Below are 19,317 nucleotides of genomic sequence, written 5' to 3'. Positions count from 1 at the left end.
CAAGAGGGTAGGTCCCTTACTGATTGAGAGCAATGATGATTTTGCCCCGGGTGCTTCCTTCTTCCAGCTTGCGAAGGGCGGCAGGTAAGTTAGGCAACGAAAAAGTTTCGGAGACGTGCGCCTTGAGTCGACCGTCGGCCAGCCGCTCGGCGATGGCCTGCATTTGTTCCCCGTTTGACTCGACGAGATGGTGGTAGAGTTCGACGCTCTTGAATTCGGCCTGCTCCTGAAGTTTGTCGCTCAGACCGGCGGCAATGCTTAATAGTTTACCGCCTGGCTTGACGATTTGCAACGACCGTTCCAGATGCTCCGGACTCAGCGACTCCAGGACGACGTCTACGGGGCTGAGCACATCCTCGAATTTGGATTCCTCGTAGTTGATGGCTTCGTCGGCTCCCAATTCCCGGATGAAGTCCTGCTTTGAGGCCGAGCCGGTACCGATAACGTAGGCACCCCGTTCCTTGGCGAGTTGCACCGCGAAGTGACCGACGCCGCCACCAGCCGCGTGGACCAATACCCGCTGGCCTTCCTTGATCTGTGCGATCTCGATCAGGTTTTGCCAGGCGGTCAGGGCGGCGAGGGTAGCCGCCGCCGCCTCGTCGAAGTCGACGTTCTCCGGCTTCAGGGCCAATTGATTGACCGGGGCGGCGACGTACTCCGCGTAAGCCTTTCCGTGGCCGGGAAAATTGACCATCCCGAATACATCCTGTCCCGCTACGAATTTGCCGGCACCCTCACCGACCTCCTTAATGCGGCCGGCGACGTCCCAGCCCAGGACGATGGGATCCTCATCCTTTAGCGATCCGTACAACGCCTTTCCCCGGGCGGTTTTTGAGTCGACCGGGTTGAGGGAAAGGGCGCGCACCTCGATCAGGACTTCCCCTTTGCCGGGGCGGGGAACGGGCAGTTCGGATAAATGGAGCCCGTCCGGGCCATCGGGGGAAGTAAGGGTGTAGGCTTTCATAGTGATTTTGATTTGTTGGTTGCTACTGCAACACGGAGTTAGTCGGTCAGTTTGCCCCGGAAATGATTCACCCGCGGATCGGCGGGATTTCCGATAGTCCGGCGAAAGGTGACCAGTTGCCCCGTATGGTAGAGCGCATCCGCGATAGGCCCGTTTATCAGGTTCCAGAGCGGGTATTCCGAATAGGTGCCGCCGTCGGAAAACTTTACGCGCCGGGTGGCCAGATCCGCCGCGGTCAAAGCCCGGAAAAGGCTGCTGGCTTCGGCAATCCGCTGCAGCGTCCGGGTTCGCAGATCGGTGAAGGTGAGTTCCTGCCGGTCTCCGCGTAGGGGAGGGTGTCCTGTTGGGCCTGACAGGGCAAACTGACCAACAGGAAAAGGAAGGGTAAGAACCGGTGCATATCGGGGCAATTGTAAGAGAAGCAGGGTAAAGGGGAGCCGGATTCGTTCTGGCAGGGTTTCTACCTGCGCTCCGTCGCCCCGTATATCGAATAAAGGGAATATCTTCCGCGCCTGACCAATTTCTTCGATCGTGCTAAGCAAGCTTCTTCTTCCCGCTACCGTCTTCCTGTTTCTTTGTTCCTGTAACCGACCGGCCTATACCGACCTGTTCGACGGGGAAAGCCTGGACGGGTGGACCGTACACGGCGACGAAAAGTGGTACGTGGAAGATGGCGAGATCATCTGCGAAAGCGGACCCAAGGCGGAATACGGCTACCTGAGCACCGACGCGTATTACGATGACTTCGAGCTCACGCTGGAGTTTAAGCAGGAAGCGGATGGCAACAGCGGCGTTTTCTTCCGCTCAACGCTGGAGGGGACGAAGATCACCGGCTGGCAGGTAGAAGTGGCGCCTCCGGGGCACGATACGGGTGGCATCTACGAATCCTACGGCCGGGGCTGGCTCATCAAGCCCAACCCCGAAAGGGATAAGTACCTAAAGATGGGGGAGTGGAATGAGATGAAAATCCGCGTAGTGGGACCGACGGTGACCACCTGGCTCAACGGCCATGAGATGGTGCAGCTTACCGACGAGAAGATAGGAGAAGGAAAGGGATCCATCGCCCTGCAGATTCACGATGGTGGCGGGATCAAAGTGCGGTGGCGCGATATTGAGATCCGCCCCATTACGGCGGCCCGCTAGCACGTTAGTAGGCCCGTCTTAAGCAATCCGATGGGTGCGCCGGTGTATGGTCCTTAGGCCGGGAATGGGCGATGAAACCATCCTTATACGCCCTATGCCATACACCGGCCGGGACTACTCGTGACGGGCCCGCAGTATGTATTGATTACAGAACCGGTACGTGGGAATCCGAGTGTCCGGAGACTATCGTTTTGTGCTCAATGGCGCGCTCCGTGTTCTGAACGCTAGCGATTGGAATAGACGAAGTACTCCCATGGGCCGAGGTTCATTTGCATATCTTCCTGCAACTCGTTGGATTCGTCCGAGAACACCTCCGTGTAGCCGCCGGCAAAATCGTCACCTTCGAGCGTAATGTCCTGCGGTTGGGCGGAAAGATTGATGATGACGACTACCCGGTCGCCATTTTTCTCGCGGGTGAAAGCGTAGACGTTCTCGTCGTTGCCGGTGGCGATCTTCTGTAATTCGCCGCCGTATTCACCGTTCCAGAGTGCCTGGTTGCGCTCCTTGAGGTCGAAGAGGGTCTTGTAGAAATCGGCGTAGGCGTAGTCTCCCCATTCGACGTCGTCTTTTGTAAAGAACTCGTACTGCTGATCGTCGGCACTTTCCTGACCGGTGTAGATCAGCGGCATGCCATCGAAGGTGGCGGTGAGTACGGCGAAGGCCTTGTGGCCGTCACCCATACGCTGGAATTCCGTGCCGGACCAGGAATTCTCGTCGTGGTTAGAGGTGAACTGCATCTTGTATCCTCGCTCGTAGTCATCGGCGTATCGCTTCAGCACCCGATCGATGTCCAGGGCGGTTACCTGCTCCTGTTCCTCCCCTTCTTCCCGTGCGATGTTGCTGGCATCGGTTTCAGCTTCGCGGTTGGCACCCTGGGTTTTGGCGATTTGATTCAGGGTGTGGTGCATTTCCCAACCGTAATCCATCAGGAAAGCGCCGTCGTTTACGATTTCGGGCACCTCGGCTTCGGCCAGCATGAAGAGGGGCTTCATGGCGTACAAAGAGTCGGCGGCTTGCTCGATGAAATCAACGGGTATACCGTGGGCTACGTCGACCCGGAAACCGTCGATGTCGGCCTCGCGGACCCAGAATTCCATGGCGGCGATCATGCTGTCGCGCAATTCATCATTGTCGTAGTTCAGGTCGGCAACGTCGGTCCAGCCCCAGCTTTCGCCGGTGGCGGGATTGATGGGGTCGGTGATTTCGCCGTCCTTTTTGGTGTAGAAGTCGGGGTGCTCGGTGATCCAGGGGTTGTCCCAGCCCGAATGATTGGGCACCCAGTCGATGATGGCGTACATACCCGCGGCGTGTACGGCATCGATCATGGATTCGAATTCTTCCAGGGTGCCAAAATCCGGATTGGTTGCTTGGTAGTCGCCCACTGCGTACGGACTGCCCAGTTCGCCTTTCCGGTTGACTTCGCTGACCGGCTGGATGGGCATAAACCACAGCAGGTCAACGCCCATCTCGGCGAGGCGGGGAATGTGTTGCTCAAAGGCGGCGAAGGTGCCCTCCGGGGTATAATGGCGCAGGTTGACCTCGTAGATGACGGCGTTCTTGGTCCATTCCGGGATGTTTGGCTCGACGGCCAGGTCGGAAACGTCTTCCGTTTCGCTGGTGACTACCTCCTGTTCCGTGCGGCGTTCGCAGGCGAAAAAGAGGATGGCGAGCATCAAGAAAAGGGAAACGCGATTCGGGGTGTGCATGAAGACTATTTAAGCTCGAATAACGGTGCAGGGATTAGCATGGTTTACTATCGGACGGCCGAGGGGGAGTGTGAATGATACACGTAAGGCAGGTGTGTTAACTGGGGGTTAAGTTTTGGGAGGTCGCTGGGTGCTTAAGCGACCGCTACCCATCCGGCGAGTTTCTGCGGGATCGACTCCGTACCTTGGGCCGTGTACTAGCAAACATGATCTCTGCCATATGGCCAAGCAAGCATCCGCGCTGACCGCCCGCATTCTACACCGCTACCTGGGCTTCTTCCTGGCGGGCATCATGGCGGTCTATGCGATCAGCGGTATCGTGATGATCTTCCGGAACACGGACTTCCTCCAGAACATCACGACCTCCGAGCGGCAAATCGAGGCGGGGCTGGAACCCGCCGCCGCCGCTACCGCACTCAATCTGCGCAACGATCGCGTAGAGCGTACGGAAGGGGAAATTGTTTATTTCAGGGGGGTAGCTTACGATCAGGCGTCGGGGGTTGCTACCATTACGCGCAAGGAGTTGCCTTACGTGCTGGATAAGATGACCGATCTCCACAAGGCCAATACGAACAGTGCCTTCTTCTACTTCAATATTTTCTTCGGCCTGTCGCTGCTCTTTTTCGTGCTGTCCGCTTTCTGGATGTTTCTGCCTAGCTGGCCAATCTTGCGCAAGGGGTTAGTGTATACGGCAGCCGGCATCGTGCTCACGCTCATCCTGCTCTTTGTGTGACGGCGCAACCTTTGTACCGTCGAAAGCGGTTTAAGAAGGTATATGGGTGAGCTCGCGGAATTCTTTTTTCACATCGACGAAAGTCTGCGTCAGGCTACGCTAGCCTACCCCGTGGCCACCTACGGCCTTCTCTTTGCCGTTATCTACACCGAAACGGCCTTCTTTCCCCTGGCACCCTTCTTTCCGGGGGATGGTTTGCTCTTCGCGGTTGGGGTATTGTGTGCCGGCGGACTGCTGAATCCCTTCATCATATGTATTTTACTCTCCGTAGCCGCCGCGCTGGGTGCCTGGACGGGCTACCGCCTGGGAAAGGGACTGGGACCAGTGCTATTCGAACGATTCAACTGGCTGAACAAGCGCAATTACCTGCGTGCCCACGCCTTCTACCGTAAATACGGGGCAACCGCCCTGATCACCTCCCGCTTTCTGCCGATCGTAAAGGCATTGGTTCCATTCATAGCGGGTGTTTCGCGAATGGAGCCCGATCGTTTTGCCAAGTACAACGTGCTCAGTGCGATCATCTGGGTTGTTTCGCTGGTGACCCTGGGCTACTTTCTCGGCAATGTCCCTTTCATCCGCGATCATACCAGCTGGCTGGTGATCGGCCTCGCCGCCATCTTTATTACCGGGCTTTTTGTCACCTTGATCGTAAAGCTGGTGAAGGGCAGGACAGTAGCCGAATAGATAGATGCTAAACCAGTCCCAGGTGTAAAATCCGTCCGCCACTCCGGTTGACGGGCATGGTGCTTTTCCCGATGACGACCCCGTCCTGCGGAGCCAGGTATTGCTCCTTCAGCGTCCCAAAGACGTCGCGCTGCGTAGCGATCAGGTCTCCGGTTTTGACTTCCTGCAGCAGATCGACCTCCAGCGTTAGCAGGCCTCCCGTATGGGTGTAGATCCAGTAACTGCGCTTGCACATGATCGGGGGCGTGACCGGCGGAACGATCTTGTCGTCGGTCATTTTCAGGAAACTCATGACGTTATGGACACCAGCGGTACCGCTCCGAATAAGACTACGCTGGTAGACGCTGGGGTTACCGACCTCCAGCGTAACGGCCGGGATGTCCAGGGCATCGGCCGCTCCGCGCAATGTGCCGTCACTGGGGGGATTGTGAACGATCAACTGGGGGTTCTGTAAAACCGCCAATTGCCGGGTGGCCTCCTGCGACATATCCGCCCGCACGTAATAGCTGTTAACCCGGCCACGACTGGCCGTATGCAGATCCAGCAAGAAATCGAAGTGGCGGATGACCCGGTCCACGAGGCGGAAAGCGTAGACTTCACTGGCCCGGCCGTCTTCCCGGCCCGGCATCACGTGATTGAGGTCGAAGCCGTCGGTGTAGACCCGCGTCTGTCGCAAAAAGGCCGGTACGTTGACGACCAATACGCCGATGATGGTGCCCCGTAGCTGGTTCACATCCAGGTCGGCAAAGAGCCGCTGGATAACGCGAATCCCGTTCAACTCGTCTCCGTGTACGGCCGCCGACACGCCCAGTGTTGGACCGTCCTCATTGCCCCGGGCACAAATGATCGGTATGCGTACCGGTTCGCCCAGACCGTCGCTGATGATGCGAAGCCAGTACCGACGGATAGAAGCGGCGGGTTGATCGATTTCCTCCAGGCTGAGGATGGTGGGTGGTTCGGGGTTAGATGCGGTCATAGCAATAGTCGAATAGCTCATCGATGGCTTGCCGCAGGATCGGCCGGCCCGTCTGGACTTCCGCCTGCGGGAAGCCGCCGATGCTCAGGGTGTTGATTTCAGAGAGGACACGTTTACCGTTGTCGTCGACCAGGGTGTCGATGCCGGCGAAGCAGATGCCACGGGACAATAATTCAGGGGCCAGGTTAGCCACCATCTCCTCCTCTTCGGGACTAACATCGGCCCCGATCGAGGTGCCTCCGCGGGCTACGTTACACAACCACTCACCGGGTGGCGGAATGCGCAGGGAGGCTGCCAGGATTTTGCCGTTCACAACCAAAATACGCTTGTCGCCCTGGCTGACATTCTTTAGGAACTTCATCGCCAGGTAGGGACCCTCAAAGGGTACGGACAGCGAATCGCCCGGGTGGTCCATTCGCAGGATACCCTGTCCCCCGTAGGCCCGCAGCGGCTTGAGCACGACCGGAAAATCTCCGGCCATCTTGCGCGCTTCCTCCTCTGTCCGAACCACGGCCGAGGGGGGCGTTAGCGCGGGGAAGTTGGTCAGAAAGGCTTTGGTACTGGTAGTTTCGATGCCCGCCGGATCATTGACGATCAGGAACGACCCAGCCTGAGACAAACGCTGCAGGCTGGGAAAAAAGCCCTCGGCGATCGGGTGGGGGAGACGTAGCCATACGACATCGTAGTCCTGGACATTCAGCCGATGGCTGGAATCCGTAAAGGATTTTCCCTCCGGCGAGAAGGTTAGCTTTTCCTCCACTGAAAAGCCGTATACCTGCGCTCCGTCGCCCGAAAAGAAGGCGTCGTTGCGCTGGTCGCCCCGACTGGCAACGGCAACTTCGGCGCTACGCGGGTCGGCGACCAGCGTATTGACCAAGGCGTATAGGGAATTCTGATCGGAGTGACCGCTGTGGTCGGTAAGTACGAGAAAAGTCAGTCGCTTCATGCGGGAATTTCGGAAAGCAGGGTAGGGTCGTCGTTCAGGCTGGAGAACAGGCGTCGGCTGAATTTGCCCTTACTGTTGAAAAGTTTCTGGGCCATGCGGTCGATGGCAATGGTACTAAGTACGGTTTGGATGTATGCTTCAATTAGGTCGTCCAGTCCGATACCCAGTTTGTTGAAGTCGCGGCGATCCATGAGCAACAGGCGGTTGGTATCGCTGCTCCACTGGTTGTCGCCGAGTTTGGCGGAGAGGTTCGTACCCAGCATGCCCCAGCTTTCGGCTCCACCTGCTAACTGGTCAGCGAGGGGGTCCTCCGCGCGGCGACTGTAGCAGCAGATGGGGCGAATACCGTCTTCGGTGCTGCTCACCATCAGCCGAATATCGCTGACGAAGGTGCGCCCTTTCTTATCCGGGATGGTGCCGACGTGGAAGAACTTGCCGTCCCCACCCGTCGAGCTCCAACGGTAATTGCCGATCAGGCTCTGCACGATGAAGCGTTCATAGTCGATCTCCTCGGCCATGAAAGCGTCCAGCTCCGTTTGGTTGGTGATGGTGTAGACCCCCTGGCCCGCGTTGCTGTAGGGCACTTTCACCACTGCCTGACCACCGAGTTTGGCTACCCACAGGGGGATCTCGTTGCGGCTCACGTCCCAGATGGTTTCCGGGGTGTGAATCTTGAGGCCGTATTTGCGCAGTTCGCCGTTGTACAGGTCGTAGGCTTTGGCGGCGACCATTTTGTTGCGACCGCCGGCCAGACAGGTGACGATCGGGTTGAGGATGCGCGTCTTGGCGTTGAGGGGGATTCTCGTCCAGGGCCGCTGCGTGAGGTAGCGGAAGGCCGCCCGCAAGCGGACCCACTCGCCTTCGTGGAGCGCGTAGAGCCAGCCATCCTCCGTTTTGAGGTGGCGTTCGGGTGCGTTGTAGTAGTCGCAGATGTACAAGACATCTTCCTGGAAGGCATCAGCGATGGCCGCGGCGTACCCGCTGGCTTCCATGGGATTCTTGTCGTAGATGACGGCCAGTCGGCCATCCTTTTTGTTCTGGCGCTTTTCGACCATGGGTTTGAAGGTCCGCTCGACCAGCACGCGGTAACCGCCTTCTTCCTGGTGGTCGTCGGTCAGCGGCATGCTTTTCTGGCCGGAGGGGCAGCTGTTGTTCTCAATGATGACCATACGCCGCCGTCCCTGGGCGGTGGTGGCGTTGATCAGGTCGGCCCCGCCCCAGAGGAAGTACTTGCAACGGTAGGCTAAAATTTCGCGTAGACCGTCGGGGTCGACCAGCGGGTTCAGGTGGCAGTAGCGGGTGACCATCCGCTCCCGGTCGAGGTTCAGAAAATAACTGACCATGGGATGGATCGTGGCATTAAGGGCTTTGGGGTACCAGTGCGTTTCGGCTTTAAAGGCGCCGGGGGAGATGTTTTGTATGGGTGGGTTCGTCAACTTGCCGGTAGGGATTTATTGCGGTGAACGCAGGAAGGAGCTAAATGTCAAGCGGGGATGAAATTTGGTGAACGATTTTCCAGATCCGTGGTGTGCCGAACGGAGCGTTAGCGTAGTTCGTCCCCCCCACGGGTCGGTGGGCTCCCTCCCGGGCAGACCAGCTAGCGGTGGGCGGACCAGGAGGCACACCGGCGAGGTAGGCTACCGTTTGATAATATTGCAAGCCCAAACGGTCAGGCCATGAAATATCTATCCCTATTGTTGTTATCGGTGCTTTCGCTAACCGCCGGGGCGCAAAACATTGGACTGCACCCCCCCGAGATTAACTGGCAGCAGCTACGGGCGGAGAACGTACGGGTACTATTTCCCGCTGGATACGAGGCGCGGGCGCGGCGGGTGGCCAGCCTTATCGACAAATTGGCCGTGGAGCACAATCGCAGCGTTGGCGACCGGCTGTACGATTTCGATCTGGTGCTGCAGACGCCGAATATGACGGTCAACGGCTACGTCGGGCTGGCTCCCTTTCGCTCGGAATTTTATACGACCCCGCCGCAGAGTTTCAGTCGCCTGAGCAATACGGACTGGCTGGACTTACTGTCTATCCATGAGTTTCGCCACGTGCAGCAGACCAGCAACGAGCGGCGGGGGCTGACCCGGCTGGGGAGCATTCTTCAGGGGCAGTTAGGTTGGACGGTGCTAAGTGGAATGGCCACGCCCAACTGGTTTACGGAGGGGGACGCGGTGGTCGCCGAGACCGCCCTTACCACCGGGGGGCGTGGTCGAACCCCCGCCTTCAGCAGCGACTTGCGCGCGCTTCTTCAGAGCAACCGCGTGTACCGCTACGCCAAGGCGAGAAATGGCAGCTTTCGTAACCTCGTTCCCAGTCATTACGTATACGGATACGCGATGACCACCTTTGCCCGTGAACGCTTCGGGAACGACGTCTGGCGGCCGGTGCTGCAGGAGGGCGCGGCTTATCGCAGTCCGTTCTATTCCTTCAGCCGGGCACTGAAGCGGCGCACCGGTCTGACCACCCGGGCGTTGTACGCCAATACCATGCTCGATCTGGAGCGGTTGCAGGATAGTGCCCTGGCGGCACGGCGACCACTCCTCGAAGGAGACCCGGTGGCGACAAGCAGCCCCGGCAACGACATTCGGAACTACAGCTTTCCCTTTGTGGACGAAGAGGGGCGGCTGCTTGCCTTGCGGACCAGTTACCGCCAGTTGCCGGCCATCGTGGAAGTAGGGGAACGCGACCGCATCATCACGCGCACCGGCATTCAGCGGGAGCCGTGGGTGGCCATCGGTAAGCGATTCGCGCTTTGGACGCAGTACGGCCAGAACCCCCGGTATACCAACCAAAATTACTCGGATATCGTCGTTTACGAGTTATCCACCGGGCGCAAACGCCAGCTTACCCATGAGGGGCACTATGTTTCCGCGTCGTTCAGCCCCGATGAGCGACGACTGGCAACCGTCTGGTTTGACGCGCTGGCCGGTGGGCCCGAATTGCGAATCCTGGATGCCGCCAATGGTACCATACTGCAATCCCTTGAACTGCCTGAAAACAACGCTACCTGGCCGACCTTCTCTTCCGACGGGGAAAAGGTCTACTTCCTGGGGCAGACGTATGCAGGTGTAGCGATTGAGGCGTGGAATCTGGCATCCGGTAGCCGGGAAACTGTTTACCTGCGCTCCGCCGCCCCCATTGATATGCTGAAGGCTACGGAGGACGGACGCTTGCTATTCGTAAGCGGACGATCCGGGGTCGATAACGTTTACACGCTGGATCCAGTAACCGGTGAGGACCGGCCATTGACCGACGTGGCGATCGGTGCCTACTTTCCCCACCTGGCCGGTGATACGCTCTACTACGCCGCCCCGACACCGGAAGGGGAGCGCCTCCACCGACTGACCGCCAGACAGCCCCTTGCAGACGAAGCCGGAAATACGGCTGCCAGATCCGGATTCTTTGAGCGGCCGCGAGCTTACCTGGAGGAGGCGGCCAATCTTCCCCTCGATCTGACCGTGACCGATTATCCCACCGGCGATTTCTCGAATACCCTGGGAGGGATCAAGCTGCATAGCTGGTCGTTCAACGGTAGCTACGTGACCCCCGGTGTGGCTATCGAGGCCGGTAACGCACTGAACACCATTTCCATGACGCTTTCGGGTGAATACAACTTCAACGAAGACCGCTACGGTGGAGGCATTGACGTAGCCTACGGCGGCCTTTACCCGGTCATCGAGCTGGAAGGACGGTACCGCGACCGGAACACCACCGTGCAGGAGAACCGGAGCGACAGCTTGCAATTTTTTAACCAGGAATTCAATCAGTTAACGCTCGGGGCCACGGTGAGCGTACCCCTTCAATGGGTAAGCGGTAATACGACAACCTCAGTGATGCCCAGCCTGGGGTACCACTACTACAGCATTCAAGATTTAGAAGAGGGGCGACTGCCTGCTGACTTTAGCAACCTCAGCTTAGGGGTGAATGTCAACATCCTTAGAAGGACGGCCTACCGTCAGGTACAACCACGTTGGGGAGCTACGGCGAACTTGCTCTACGACAGGGCCCTGGGGCAGGGGGAGGGCGAGCGGTTTCTATTGCGGTCTTCGGTGTATGTCCCCGGGCTGTTCCGTACCCACGGTATCCGCCTGGACTTCGATACGCAGTACGAGCCGGCGGTCAATCTCTACCAGTACCCGGACGTATTTCGCTACGCCCGCGGGTTTCGTTCGCCGCTGAACGACGGTGTGTACCGCATCGGGGCAAATTATCACCTTCCCCTCCTGTACCCGGACGTTGGCATCCTGGGAATCACGTACTTTAAGCGGATCCGACTGAACGCCTTTTACGACTACAGTCAGTTCTCCCTCGATTTCAGGGACGACCTACGCTTTACCGAGCAGAGCGTCGGCGGGCAATTATACTTTGATAACGTCTGGCTGAATACGCAACTGATCACGATCGGCGTGCAGGCGGCGTACCGGCTCTCTGACGACCTGTTCTCGGCTGACGGTCGTGACCTACAGTTCCAGGTGCTGGTCAGCGGAAGCTTCTAAACGTTGAGGTAGTTGATCAGGCTATCGAAGCGTTCGCGCAGGGTATCCTGTAGCTGCTTTTCGTTGAAGCTGGCCTTGACCTGGTAATTGAAGCGCTCGAAGGTGGCGATGGTGCCCGCGATGCTTTGACTATTCAGCTTGATGGTGACTTCAATCTGATTGGTGTCGGCCACGCTGCGCACGAAAGAACTAAGAATGATGGCGCTGTCGCTTTCTACAATCCGGGCGATTTCGGCGAGACTGTAATCCTGGCGGCTAAGTTCCAGCACGACGATCGACCCGGGATCACTGAAGGTGCTGGACTGCGCGAAGAAACGGAGCAGGTCCTCGCCGGTGACCATTCCGAGGTACTCGCCCTCGCGGTTGATGACGGGCACGACGGTTAGGTTATTATCCACCAACTGCCGCATGACGTCGTAGAGGTGGTCGTCGGGATAGACGGAGGGGGGGAGGAGCGGGGTGCGGTAGTTGCTTACGATTTCTTCCGGGTCCGCGTCCAGTACGTCGGTCTCGGAGATGACGGACACCAGCTTCTGACCGTCCACTACCGGCAGGTGCCGGATATAAAACTCGTTCATAATGCCTAGCGCTTCCTCACCGGTATCGGTGGGTCGCAGGGGAACGAGGGCGTCGGTAATCAGGAAGTCGGCAGTCATCTGGGGTAAAGTAGGGATTAAATTCTATCCGAGTAATCGTCGCTTTTGGGTAGCAAACTCTACCTCGGTGAGCAGGCCTTTTTCCCGGAGCGTGGCCAGGCGTTGCAATTGGTCAAGCAATTCGTCCGTGACAGGCGGTTCCGGCGATGCGGTATCGTCCTTAGCCACCAGCGGATCTTCCAGGTTCCGCACCGGTGACGGGGAAACGGAAGAAAGGCGGTAATTCCGCCGCGCAAATTCGGGGTAAGCGCTTTGGATGCGGAGGTAAGCCAAGCTGTCGTGGGTGGCGATGCGGTCGAAGTCATCGAAGCCAAGCGCAACGGCCCGGTCCAAGTGGTAAAAGGCCCGGTCGGCTTCTTCTTCAACGGAATACGCACAGGCAATATTGAAGTGGGAGGCGACGTCCTGCGGATTCTTGCTCAGCGCCTGCTGAAAATATTCGATGGCGCGCTGGTATTCGTAATCTTTGAAATAGTGAACCCCGCGCTCCCGGTCGGCACGACCGGGGTCCCTTCGTCCGTTCTGCTGGCGTTCGCTGGGCGACGGAGTGTCGACGCGTTGGTTATTCCGCTCTTTGGCGCGTCGAATCCGTTCGCGTTCGTTTTCCGCCCGCTCGCGTTGCCGTTGCTGAAACCGTCTTTCCCGGTCGGTCATGTTGCCAAATTGTTGCTCCTGGCGGCCGACATCCCCTACGGTGGACGTCTGCGCCATCGGCTGGTTATACTTTAGATCAAACTCCCTGCCGTCCATCGAGAGGAACGAAATAGCATCGATGATCCCGAAGATCGCCGCTAGCGAAATTAGCATAACGGTAAAGGGCGTGGGCCCGGCCGATATGGCGACGATAAAAAAAAACAGGTGCATCATACCGACGCCTTTCTGGCCAAGGTAGAAGCGTTGGAGTCCCATAATACCTCCGAAAAAAGCCAGGATCGCCGCGATCGTTTTGTCCTTCATCTCACTATTGGGAACGATCAACCGGCCGTTTTCGTTCTGGCCTAATCTCCAAAAATCCGGCAGGTAAGGATGGTAAGATCGTCGGGGTACGACTTTTCCTGCCGAAAGTCTTCCAGCCGCGCCAGGAGGTTGTCGTTAAAGTTGCGGGCGGACCGGTAGAACTGGCGGCGGGCGAACTGATGCAGGATTTCCTCTTCGAAGGTTTCACCGGCGGCACTCTCCAGATCGGTGAGCCCGTCGGTGTAGGTGACAATGAGTGCCTGGGGGGGCAGGTCGACCACACCGACCTCCAGCATGGGCAGGGTCTCGATCGACCCCAGCACCGTGGTCCCCTTATCGAGCAGCTCGAAGTGATTCTCACTGACCAGGACGGCCGGTGGGTGTCCGGCGTTGACGTAGCGAAGTTGGTGGGCTACCCGGTCGTATTCGGCGACGAAAAAGGTGACGAAACGTTCGCCGTCCGTAATTCGGAAGACACTCTCGTTGATCTCGGCGACAAACTCCTGCAGGTCGGTCCGTTTGCGGATGAGGGTGTGAAAGTTAGCCTGGAAGTTGGCCATGAGCAGCGCGGCACTGACTCCCTTGCCGGTGAAGTCACCGATGCAGAATACCAACTTTCCATCCGTGAACTCCCGGAAATCAAAGTAGTCTCCCCCGACGCCCAGTTTGGGCCGGTAGATGGCGCTTAGCTCGTAGAAATCATTGGAGGGCAAATCTTTCGGAATGAGCATGTGCTGCACCTTGGCACCGAGATCGAGGTCGGCCTCCAGGCGTTCCTGTTCGATTTGCCGGCGAAAGAGTCGTTTGTTCTCGATGGCTACGGCGATCACGTTGCTGATGGTGGTGATGATCTGCACGCGCTCGTACATGTCGTCCTCATTGCTAAAACTGCCAATGAGGATGAAGGCGATCGGGCGCTCCTTATGCAAAACGGGAACGACGTGCTCGAAGTGGCGAAACAACGGATGGTCCGGTTCGTCGATGGTGACGGCCCGCTTGAGTTCCATCAGCTCCTGCGTGTAGTCGGTGCCTTCCGGTAGCTCGACGTCGTCCAGCCCGAGGGAGATGGCCAGCCGCCATTCCTCGTCGCGCTCATTCTCCCGCACGAAGAGGGCCATTTCGTTGACGCCCAACTCCTGTCGCAGAAAGGCCCGGTACATCTGGAAGAGATCCTCGGCCGAAACATTGTTATTAATGGCCTGCGTCATCTGGAGCAGACGGCGCACCTGCAATTGGCGGAGGTGGAGTTCGCGCTCCAGCCGGTTGACTCGGGTGATGGGTTGGGACATGGAGCAAATATAGAGCTCGCTGCGCTCGTGGTGGAGCCGTTGGCTTAGAGCTCGCTTTGCTCGCGGTAGAGCCGTTGGCTTAGAGCTCGCTTTGCTCGCGGTAGAGCCTGCGGCGGTAGAGCTTACTGCGTTCGCGGTAGAGCCTTCGGGGGTAGAGCTCGCTTTGCTCGCGGTAGAGCCGTTGGGGTAGAGCTCACTGCGTTCGCGGTAGAGCCTGCGGCGGTAGAGCTCGCTTTGCTTGCGGTAGAGCCGTTGGGGTAAAGGTCGCTTTGCTCGCGGTAGAGCCTTTGGCGGTAGAGCTCGCTGCGTTTGCGGTGGGGCGTTAGCGGATCAGGGTGATTAGGCGGTCGACTTGTTGTTGGAGTGGGAGGTAGTCGAAGGCGCGGAGGACCTGGGTGCGTTCGAAATCGGTCATGTGGAGGGAGACGGATGTGCGTAGGGGGTCGTCTTCGCTGGGCTGGTAGTTGAAGCGGAAGAGCTGGAAGTAGTCCGGGCCGAGGCTGCGGTATACTCCGGCTAGGAGCTCTTCCTGGTCAAGAATTTGCAGGCCGAGGATGTTTCCGGCGACACCGAGGGGGCTGAGTAGGCCGGAAATAACGCCGCGGTGGCCGTCGTCGGGAATTTGCTGATCGCGGAAGGCGCTGACCTGTACGAGGACGACACCGGAGGTATTGGCCTTGATCCAGTCTTCGAATACGTGGATGAAGCGGACGGCGGACGTGATGCCGTAGTTATCGCGGTAGCCGGCATCCATCAGGCGGATGAGGGGGTCGGTTGGGAGGCTGACCTGCGGAAGGACATACGGATACGAGGCATTAGCCCGGAGCGCAGAACTCATCCGCAGGCTGTCGGCGTCCTGCCGGGCCAGCAGTCGGCCGAAGTCGACCATATCGGGTGCCAGGGGGACGCCGCCGGATTGAGAGACCGGAGGGGCCATCATATAACTGACGCCCTGGGGGGAAATGACCATGCGTCTTCCATCTTCCACGATGCTGGGCGTAACGAACATGAGGGGGATGTCGGCGGTCGCTTCCGGGCCGCGGTACTGCGCAAGGGGGCGGTCGAGAAGAAAATCCGTTGCGGTGTTGTAGGCGCGCTCAAAGGCGTATCCGCGATCGCGACGGTAACTTTCGTCTCCGACGCGCACCCGTCGGAAGGGCAGGAAGATATCGTTGCTGACGATGGAAAAAGCGACGGGGTTCAGCAAGTCGTTGCTCACCTCCTCCAGGCGACGGTAATTGCCCTGCCGGAAAGATGCTTCGCGGAGGTATTCCTCGCGGACGTAGGCCAATCCCAGCATACCCCCGCTGGCTCCGGTGATCAGGGCGGTGGATTCCAACAAGCGGCCGCCGCTGCACTCCTGAATGCTCTGGGTGATGTGGGTGGCCCAGAGGGAGGCAGTCAATCCGCCGCCGCTGGCGCAGAGGATGACCATTTTGGGTTTGTCCACCGGTTGCTTGGCCCGCCAGCGTTCCAGGATGGCGGTCGTATTAGCTACGTCGGCCCGTAGGGTGTCGGGTTGGTACAAGCTATAAATCGTATCGAGCGTATAGGGAGCGTCCGTTTTGTAGCTCAGCCCGTATGCCTGGTTGCCGTGATCCAGGAAGGAGGTACTGGTGAGGAAATTGATGGCCGCCAGCAGCAGGATCAGCAGCGGGATCCGCCAGTTGGCAAACCAGTAGCTGACCGCGCCGACAATGGAAACGAACAGACTGAACAGAATAAAGAAACTCGCGCCGGCAGGAAGCTGAAAAGTAGGCCAGTCGATCATCAGCCCGAGGATGACCAGGATCATGATCGAGGCGAACTGCAGGATGAGCGCGTTGACGTGGTTCTGCCGGAAGATGTTGCGTAGGATCGCCGTATCGTAGTGTGCCACCGACCGTACCCGTTGGAGCCGAAGCTTCGTGTTCAGGTAGAAGCGGACTTTATAGGGATTGTCGTAGCGGTTGACCAATTGGGGGCCCAGGGGTGTCCCCCGAACGGGACGGTAAAATTTCTCCGCCGGGTCCCTGGGCCCCTGGTTCGGTGGCGGCTCGCGGTAGCCGGTATAGTATTCGATGTCCCGGTTCGTCAGGTTGAAGTAGATGGAGTACAGGAAGAGGCTGAGTGCGAGTCCGACAGTCAGGCCGGTAATGCCCTGTACCTGCGCTCCGGCGCCCTCGCCGAGCGGATGAAAGCGAAGCAGGAGAATCCAGTACGTCAGCAGGAAGGCGAGCGGGAGCAGGGCGTTATTGATGCAAAACTTCAAAAAAGGTCGCGTCAGGCTGGCCAGGAAGTTGAAGTATCCCCCCAGCAAGAGGTAGGTGCTGAGGTTCCAACTCATCGTGAAAAAGCCGAAGGCCACGCCGACGATGAGAAAGGAGAAGTACCCGGTTTCCCCCAGATACTCCGGGTCGAGAAAGAGATACTGCAAGCCCAGGCGCGGGCCCAAGAGGCCGGCCATCATAAACAGAAGTAGCGCCCACAACAGCAGCAACAAGAAGTTGGACCGCAGATGCAGCAAAAGGAGCTGAATCGGAAAGGAGCGGTACAGGTTATGCAGGAAGGTGCGCATGCCCCGGCAAATTAGGGCTATATTTGCCGGCCGCAAACCACATTCCGCGCCCCCTAATTTGCCCCCCGTCTCTCCTGCCCGTCTTGCTACCCGTCTCACCCCCCAGGGTGAACGCATTTTACGTTCCGGCCACCCGTGGCTCTTCGACGGTGCGGTCGAATCCGTGAAGGGGGAAGGAGTAGCCGGCGACCTGGCCATCGTTTTCGACCGCAAAAAAGACCGGTGTATCGGCGTCGGGCTGTACGATCCAAACTCGCCGATCCGCATCCGCGTCCTGCACGCCGGCGGGCCAGCCAAAATTGAGGAGGCATTCTTCGCGGAACGACTGAAGGCTGCCCGACAGTTGCGACTGCCCCTGCTGAAGCTGAATACCGATGGTTATCGATTGGTACACGGGGAGAATGACGGGCTACCCGGACTGGTCGTGGACATCTACGCGGGCGTAGCGGTCATCAAGCTTTACACGCCCGCCTGGTTTCCCTACCTGGAGGTAATCTTCCCGTTGGTCATGCGTACGGCAAAGGTTAATACCGCGGTGCTCCGGCTGGCCCGGGTGGTGAGCCCGCGCGAAGGCTTCGAAGACGGTACCCTCCTCGCCGGCGAGCTGCCCGATCCGGAGATAACCTTCCGGGAACACAACCTACGATTCTACGCCAATGTCCGGGAAGGACACAAAACCGGCTTCTTCCTCGATCACCGGCACAACCGGAAGCGGGTAGGGGAGCTGGCGGAAGGACAGGACGTGCTGGACGTATTCAGTTACGCCGGCGGATTCAGCGTCCACGCCCTGGCCGGCGGTGCTTACCGGGTGGTTAGCCTGGATATCAGCGGCCCTGCCCTCGAGGTAGCGCGGCGGAACGTAGCGCTCAACTTCGGCGAGGACCCACGGCACGAAATATTGGAAGGCGATGCCTTTCAGGAGCTTGAACAGATCGCCCGGCGACGGGAGGAATTCGGCGTGGTAATCGTCGATCCCCCCAGTTTCGCCAAGCGGGAAAAGGAGGTCCGGGGTGCGCTGGATGCCTACCGCCGCATTAATACCCTGGCCGTACCGCTGGTCAGGCCGGGCGGTACGCTGGTGGCCGCTTCCTGTTCCGCCCGCGTGACGGCCGAAGACTTCTTTGCCACCGTCGAGCGGGTGGTAAAGAAGAGCGGACGATCCTACCAATTGCTGGAGAAAACGTACCACGACGTCGATCACCCCATCGGGTTTGCGGAGGGGGCATATCTGAAAACCGTTTACTACCGTCTGGATTGAACCCTTGCCTAACTTTTGACCGTATGTGGTCTTAATCCTACTCTTCCGGATGCGGTTACAGATTATTATACCCGTCATAAACGAAGCGGACAACCTGCGCCGCCTGCTTCCCTATCTGCTCGACGAACTCAACGGGCGGGGCGGCATTACGGTCGCCGACGGCTGTAGCCAGGACGATACCGAAGAAGTGGTCCGGCGGGCCGGACGGGTTCACTACCTCGCGTGCAGCCAGCCCGGCAGGAGCCGCCAGATGAATGAGGCCGCGGCACGCTACAATCACGCGGATGACGTGTACTACTTCGTCCACGCCGATACCCGCCCCCCGCGGGGATTCTACACGGATATCCGGCGTAGCGTAGCGGACGGGGTCCCGATGGGCTGTTACCGGTTCCGATTCGACTCGGAAAGCCCACTCTTAGCGATCAATGCGTTCTTCACTCGATTCGGGGGGCTGGCCTGCCGGGGTGGCGATCAATCGCTCTTCGTGGCCCGAAGCGCCTGGGAAGAACTCGGTGGGTACAACGGAGATATGGATATCATGGAGGACTATGAGATCATCCAGCGAGCCTGGAAGCAGGAGATCCCCTTTCGGGTGATTCCACGGGATATCACCGTGTCGGCCCGCAAATACGAGGCGAATAGCTGGGTAAAGGTGCAGCTGGCCAATCTGCGCGTTTTCCGGATGTACAAGCGCGGGGCGGCACAGGCCCAGATGGTCGCCGAATACGAACGGAGGCTTAAACGGCGGTAAGGCACCTTACTCGCGGATCGGGCGATTTTTTCCGAGGCCTGCGCTACGCGCGTTCACATAGCTCTGCGTCCTGAAGGAGGGCTGACCGTGCAGGTCCGAATGCGTAATCAATAGCGCCCCGGGTGATGGCGTGGACCGCATCGACGAGGATGGTGCTGTCTCCAGCATAAAGGGCGTAAGATTGGCCATTCCGGT

16 protein-coding genes are annotated in these 19,317 nt (G+C 58.7%); 6 read left to right on the top strand and 10 right to left on the bottom strand.

From position 1 onward, the window contains the following. Positions 1-16: 16 nt before the first annotated feature. A complete protein-coding gene (locus tag DRW39_RS10020) occupies positions 17-964 on the bottom strand; it encodes an NADP-dependent oxidoreductase (RefSeq protein ID WP_116106901.1) in 948 nt (315 codons plus the stop codon). A gap of 38 nt (positions 965-1,002) precedes the next feature. Beyond that, complete coding sequence (locus DRW39_RS10015) at positions 1,003-1,506, bottom strand: hypothetical protein (protein ID WP_157976037.1); 504 nt, start codon at positions 1,504-1,506, stop codon at positions 1,003-1,005. Positions 1,507-1,531: 25 nt separating this feature from the next. Between DRW39_RS10015 and DRW39_RS10010 the strand changes: the two genes are divergently transcribed. After that, positions 1,532-2,107: a DUF1080 domain-containing protein gene (locus tag DRW39_RS10010; RefSeq protein WP_410503595.1), complete on the top strand. Its 576-nt coding sequence runs from the start codon at positions 1,532-1,534 to the stop codon at positions 2,105-2,107. Positions 2,108-2,331: 224 nt separating this feature from the next. Here the strand turns inward: DRW39_RS10010 and DRW39_RS10005 are convergent, their stop codons facing one another. Then, the gene (locus tag DRW39_RS10005; RefSeq protein ID WP_232830114.1) at positions 2,332-3,813 is read right to left on the bottom strand and encodes an alpha-amylase family glycosyl hydrolase; all 1,482 of its coding nucleotides are present in this window, start codon (positions 3,811-3,813) and stop codon (positions 2,332-2,334) included. Positions 3,814-4,033: 220 nt separating this feature from the next. Between DRW39_RS10005 and DRW39_RS10000 the strand changes: the two genes are divergently transcribed. Beyond that, positions 4,034-4,546 (top strand): PepSY domain-containing protein, encoded by a 513-nt coding sequence (locus tag DRW39_RS10000; RefSeq protein WP_116106898.1) that lies wholly within the window; start codon positions 4,034-4,036, stop codon positions 4,544-4,546. A 42-nt stretch (positions 4,547-4,588) separates the two neighbouring features. After that, complete coding sequence (locus DRW39_RS09995) at positions 4,589-5,230, top strand: DedA family protein (RefSeq protein ID WP_116106897.1); 642 nt, start codon at positions 4,589-4,591, stop codon at positions 5,228-5,230. A 7-nt stretch (positions 5,231-5,237) separates the two neighbouring features. Here the strand turns inward: DRW39_RS09995 and DRW39_RS09990 are convergent, their stop codons facing one another. The 3 genes from DRW39_RS09990 to DRW39_RS09980 are packed head-to-tail and all read right to left on the bottom strand — an operon-like array spanning position 5,238 to position 8,588. Continuing rightward, the gene (locus DRW39_RS09990; protein WP_116106896.1) at positions 5,238-6,206 is read right to left on the bottom strand and encodes a succinylglutamate desuccinylase/aspartoacylase family protein; all 969 of its coding nucleotides are present in this window, start codon (positions 6,204-6,206) and stop codon (positions 5,238-5,240) included. Then, positions 6,193-7,152, bottom strand: coding sequence for a RimK family alpha-L-glutamate ligase (locus tag DRW39_RS09985; protein ID WP_116106895.1), 960 nt, complete (start codon positions 7,150-7,152; stop codon positions 6,193-6,195). The genes DRW39_RS09990 and DRW39_RS09985 overlap by 14 nt, the downstream gene beginning before the upstream one ends. Continuing rightward, on the bottom strand, positions 7,149-8,588 hold the full coding sequence (locus tag DRW39_RS09980) for a hypothetical protein (RefSeq protein WP_116106894.1): 1,440 nt from the start codon (positions 8,586-8,588) through the stop codon (positions 7,149-7,151). Before DRW39_RS09980 ends, DRW39_RS09985 begins: the two co-directional genes overlap by 4 nt. Before the next feature lie 240 nt (positions 8,589-8,828). Here DRW39_RS09980 and DRW39_RS09975 point away from each other — a divergent pair, with 240 nt between their 5' ends. Further along, on the top strand, positions 8,829-11,654 hold the full coding sequence (locus DRW39_RS09975; RefSeq protein ID WP_116106893.1) for a TolB family protein: 2,826 nt from the start codon (positions 8,829-8,831) through the stop codon (positions 11,652-11,654). Here the strand turns inward: DRW39_RS09975 and DRW39_RS09970 are convergent. From DRW39_RS09970 to DRW39_RS09955, 4 genes are all read right to left on the bottom strand, one after another. Continuing rightward, positions 11,651-12,310 (bottom strand): CBS domain-containing protein, encoded by a 660-nt coding sequence (locus DRW39_RS09970; protein WP_116106892.1) that lies wholly within the window; start codon positions 12,308-12,310, stop codon positions 11,651-11,653. The genes DRW39_RS09975 and DRW39_RS09970 overlap by 4 nt on opposite strands. 24 nt (positions 12,311-12,334) lie before the next feature. Beyond that, entirely contained in the window at positions 12,335-13,267 is a 933-nt protein-coding gene (locus tag DRW39_RS09965) for an NINE protein (protein WP_157976036.1), read from the bottom strand. A gap of 41 nt (positions 13,268-13,308) precedes the next feature. Next, on the bottom strand, positions 13,309-14,556 hold the full coding sequence (locus DRW39_RS09960; protein WP_116106890.1) for a PP2C family protein-serine/threonine phosphatase: 1,248 nt from the start codon (positions 14,554-14,556) through the stop codon (positions 13,309-13,311). A 322-nt stretch (positions 14,557-14,878) separates the two neighbouring features. Next, positions 14,879-17,113 carry a hypothetical protein gene (locus DRW39_RS09955; protein ID WP_116106889.1) on the bottom strand — a complete coding sequence of 745 codons (2,235 nt, stop codon included), beginning with the start codon at positions 17,111-17,113 and terminating at the stop codon, positions 14,879-14,881. Between the two features lie 58 nt (positions 17,114-17,171). Between DRW39_RS09955 and DRW39_RS09950 the strand changes: the two genes are divergently transcribed. Further along, positions 17,172-18,371: a class I SAM-dependent rRNA methyltransferase gene (locus DRW39_RS09950; RefSeq protein ID WP_232830113.1), complete on the top strand. Its 1,200-nt coding sequence runs from the start codon at positions 17,172-17,174 to the stop codon at positions 18,369-18,371. A 25-nt stretch (positions 18,372-18,396) separates the two neighbouring features. Then, on the top strand, positions 18,397-19,122 hold the full coding sequence (locus tag DRW39_RS09945) for a glycosyltransferase (protein ID WP_157976034.1): 726 nt from the start codon (positions 18,397-18,399) through the stop codon (positions 19,120-19,122). The last annotated feature ends 195 nt before the right edge of the window (positions 19,123-19,317 follow it).

The sequence above is a fragment of the Lewinella sp. IMCC34191 genome, assembly GCF_003390935.1.
Lineage (GTDB): Bacteria > Bacteroidota > Bacteroidia > Chitinophagales > Saprospiraceae > Neolewinella.
Note: the sequence above shows the minus strand (reverse complement) of the source record. Positions and strands in the feature narration are given on the sequence as shown.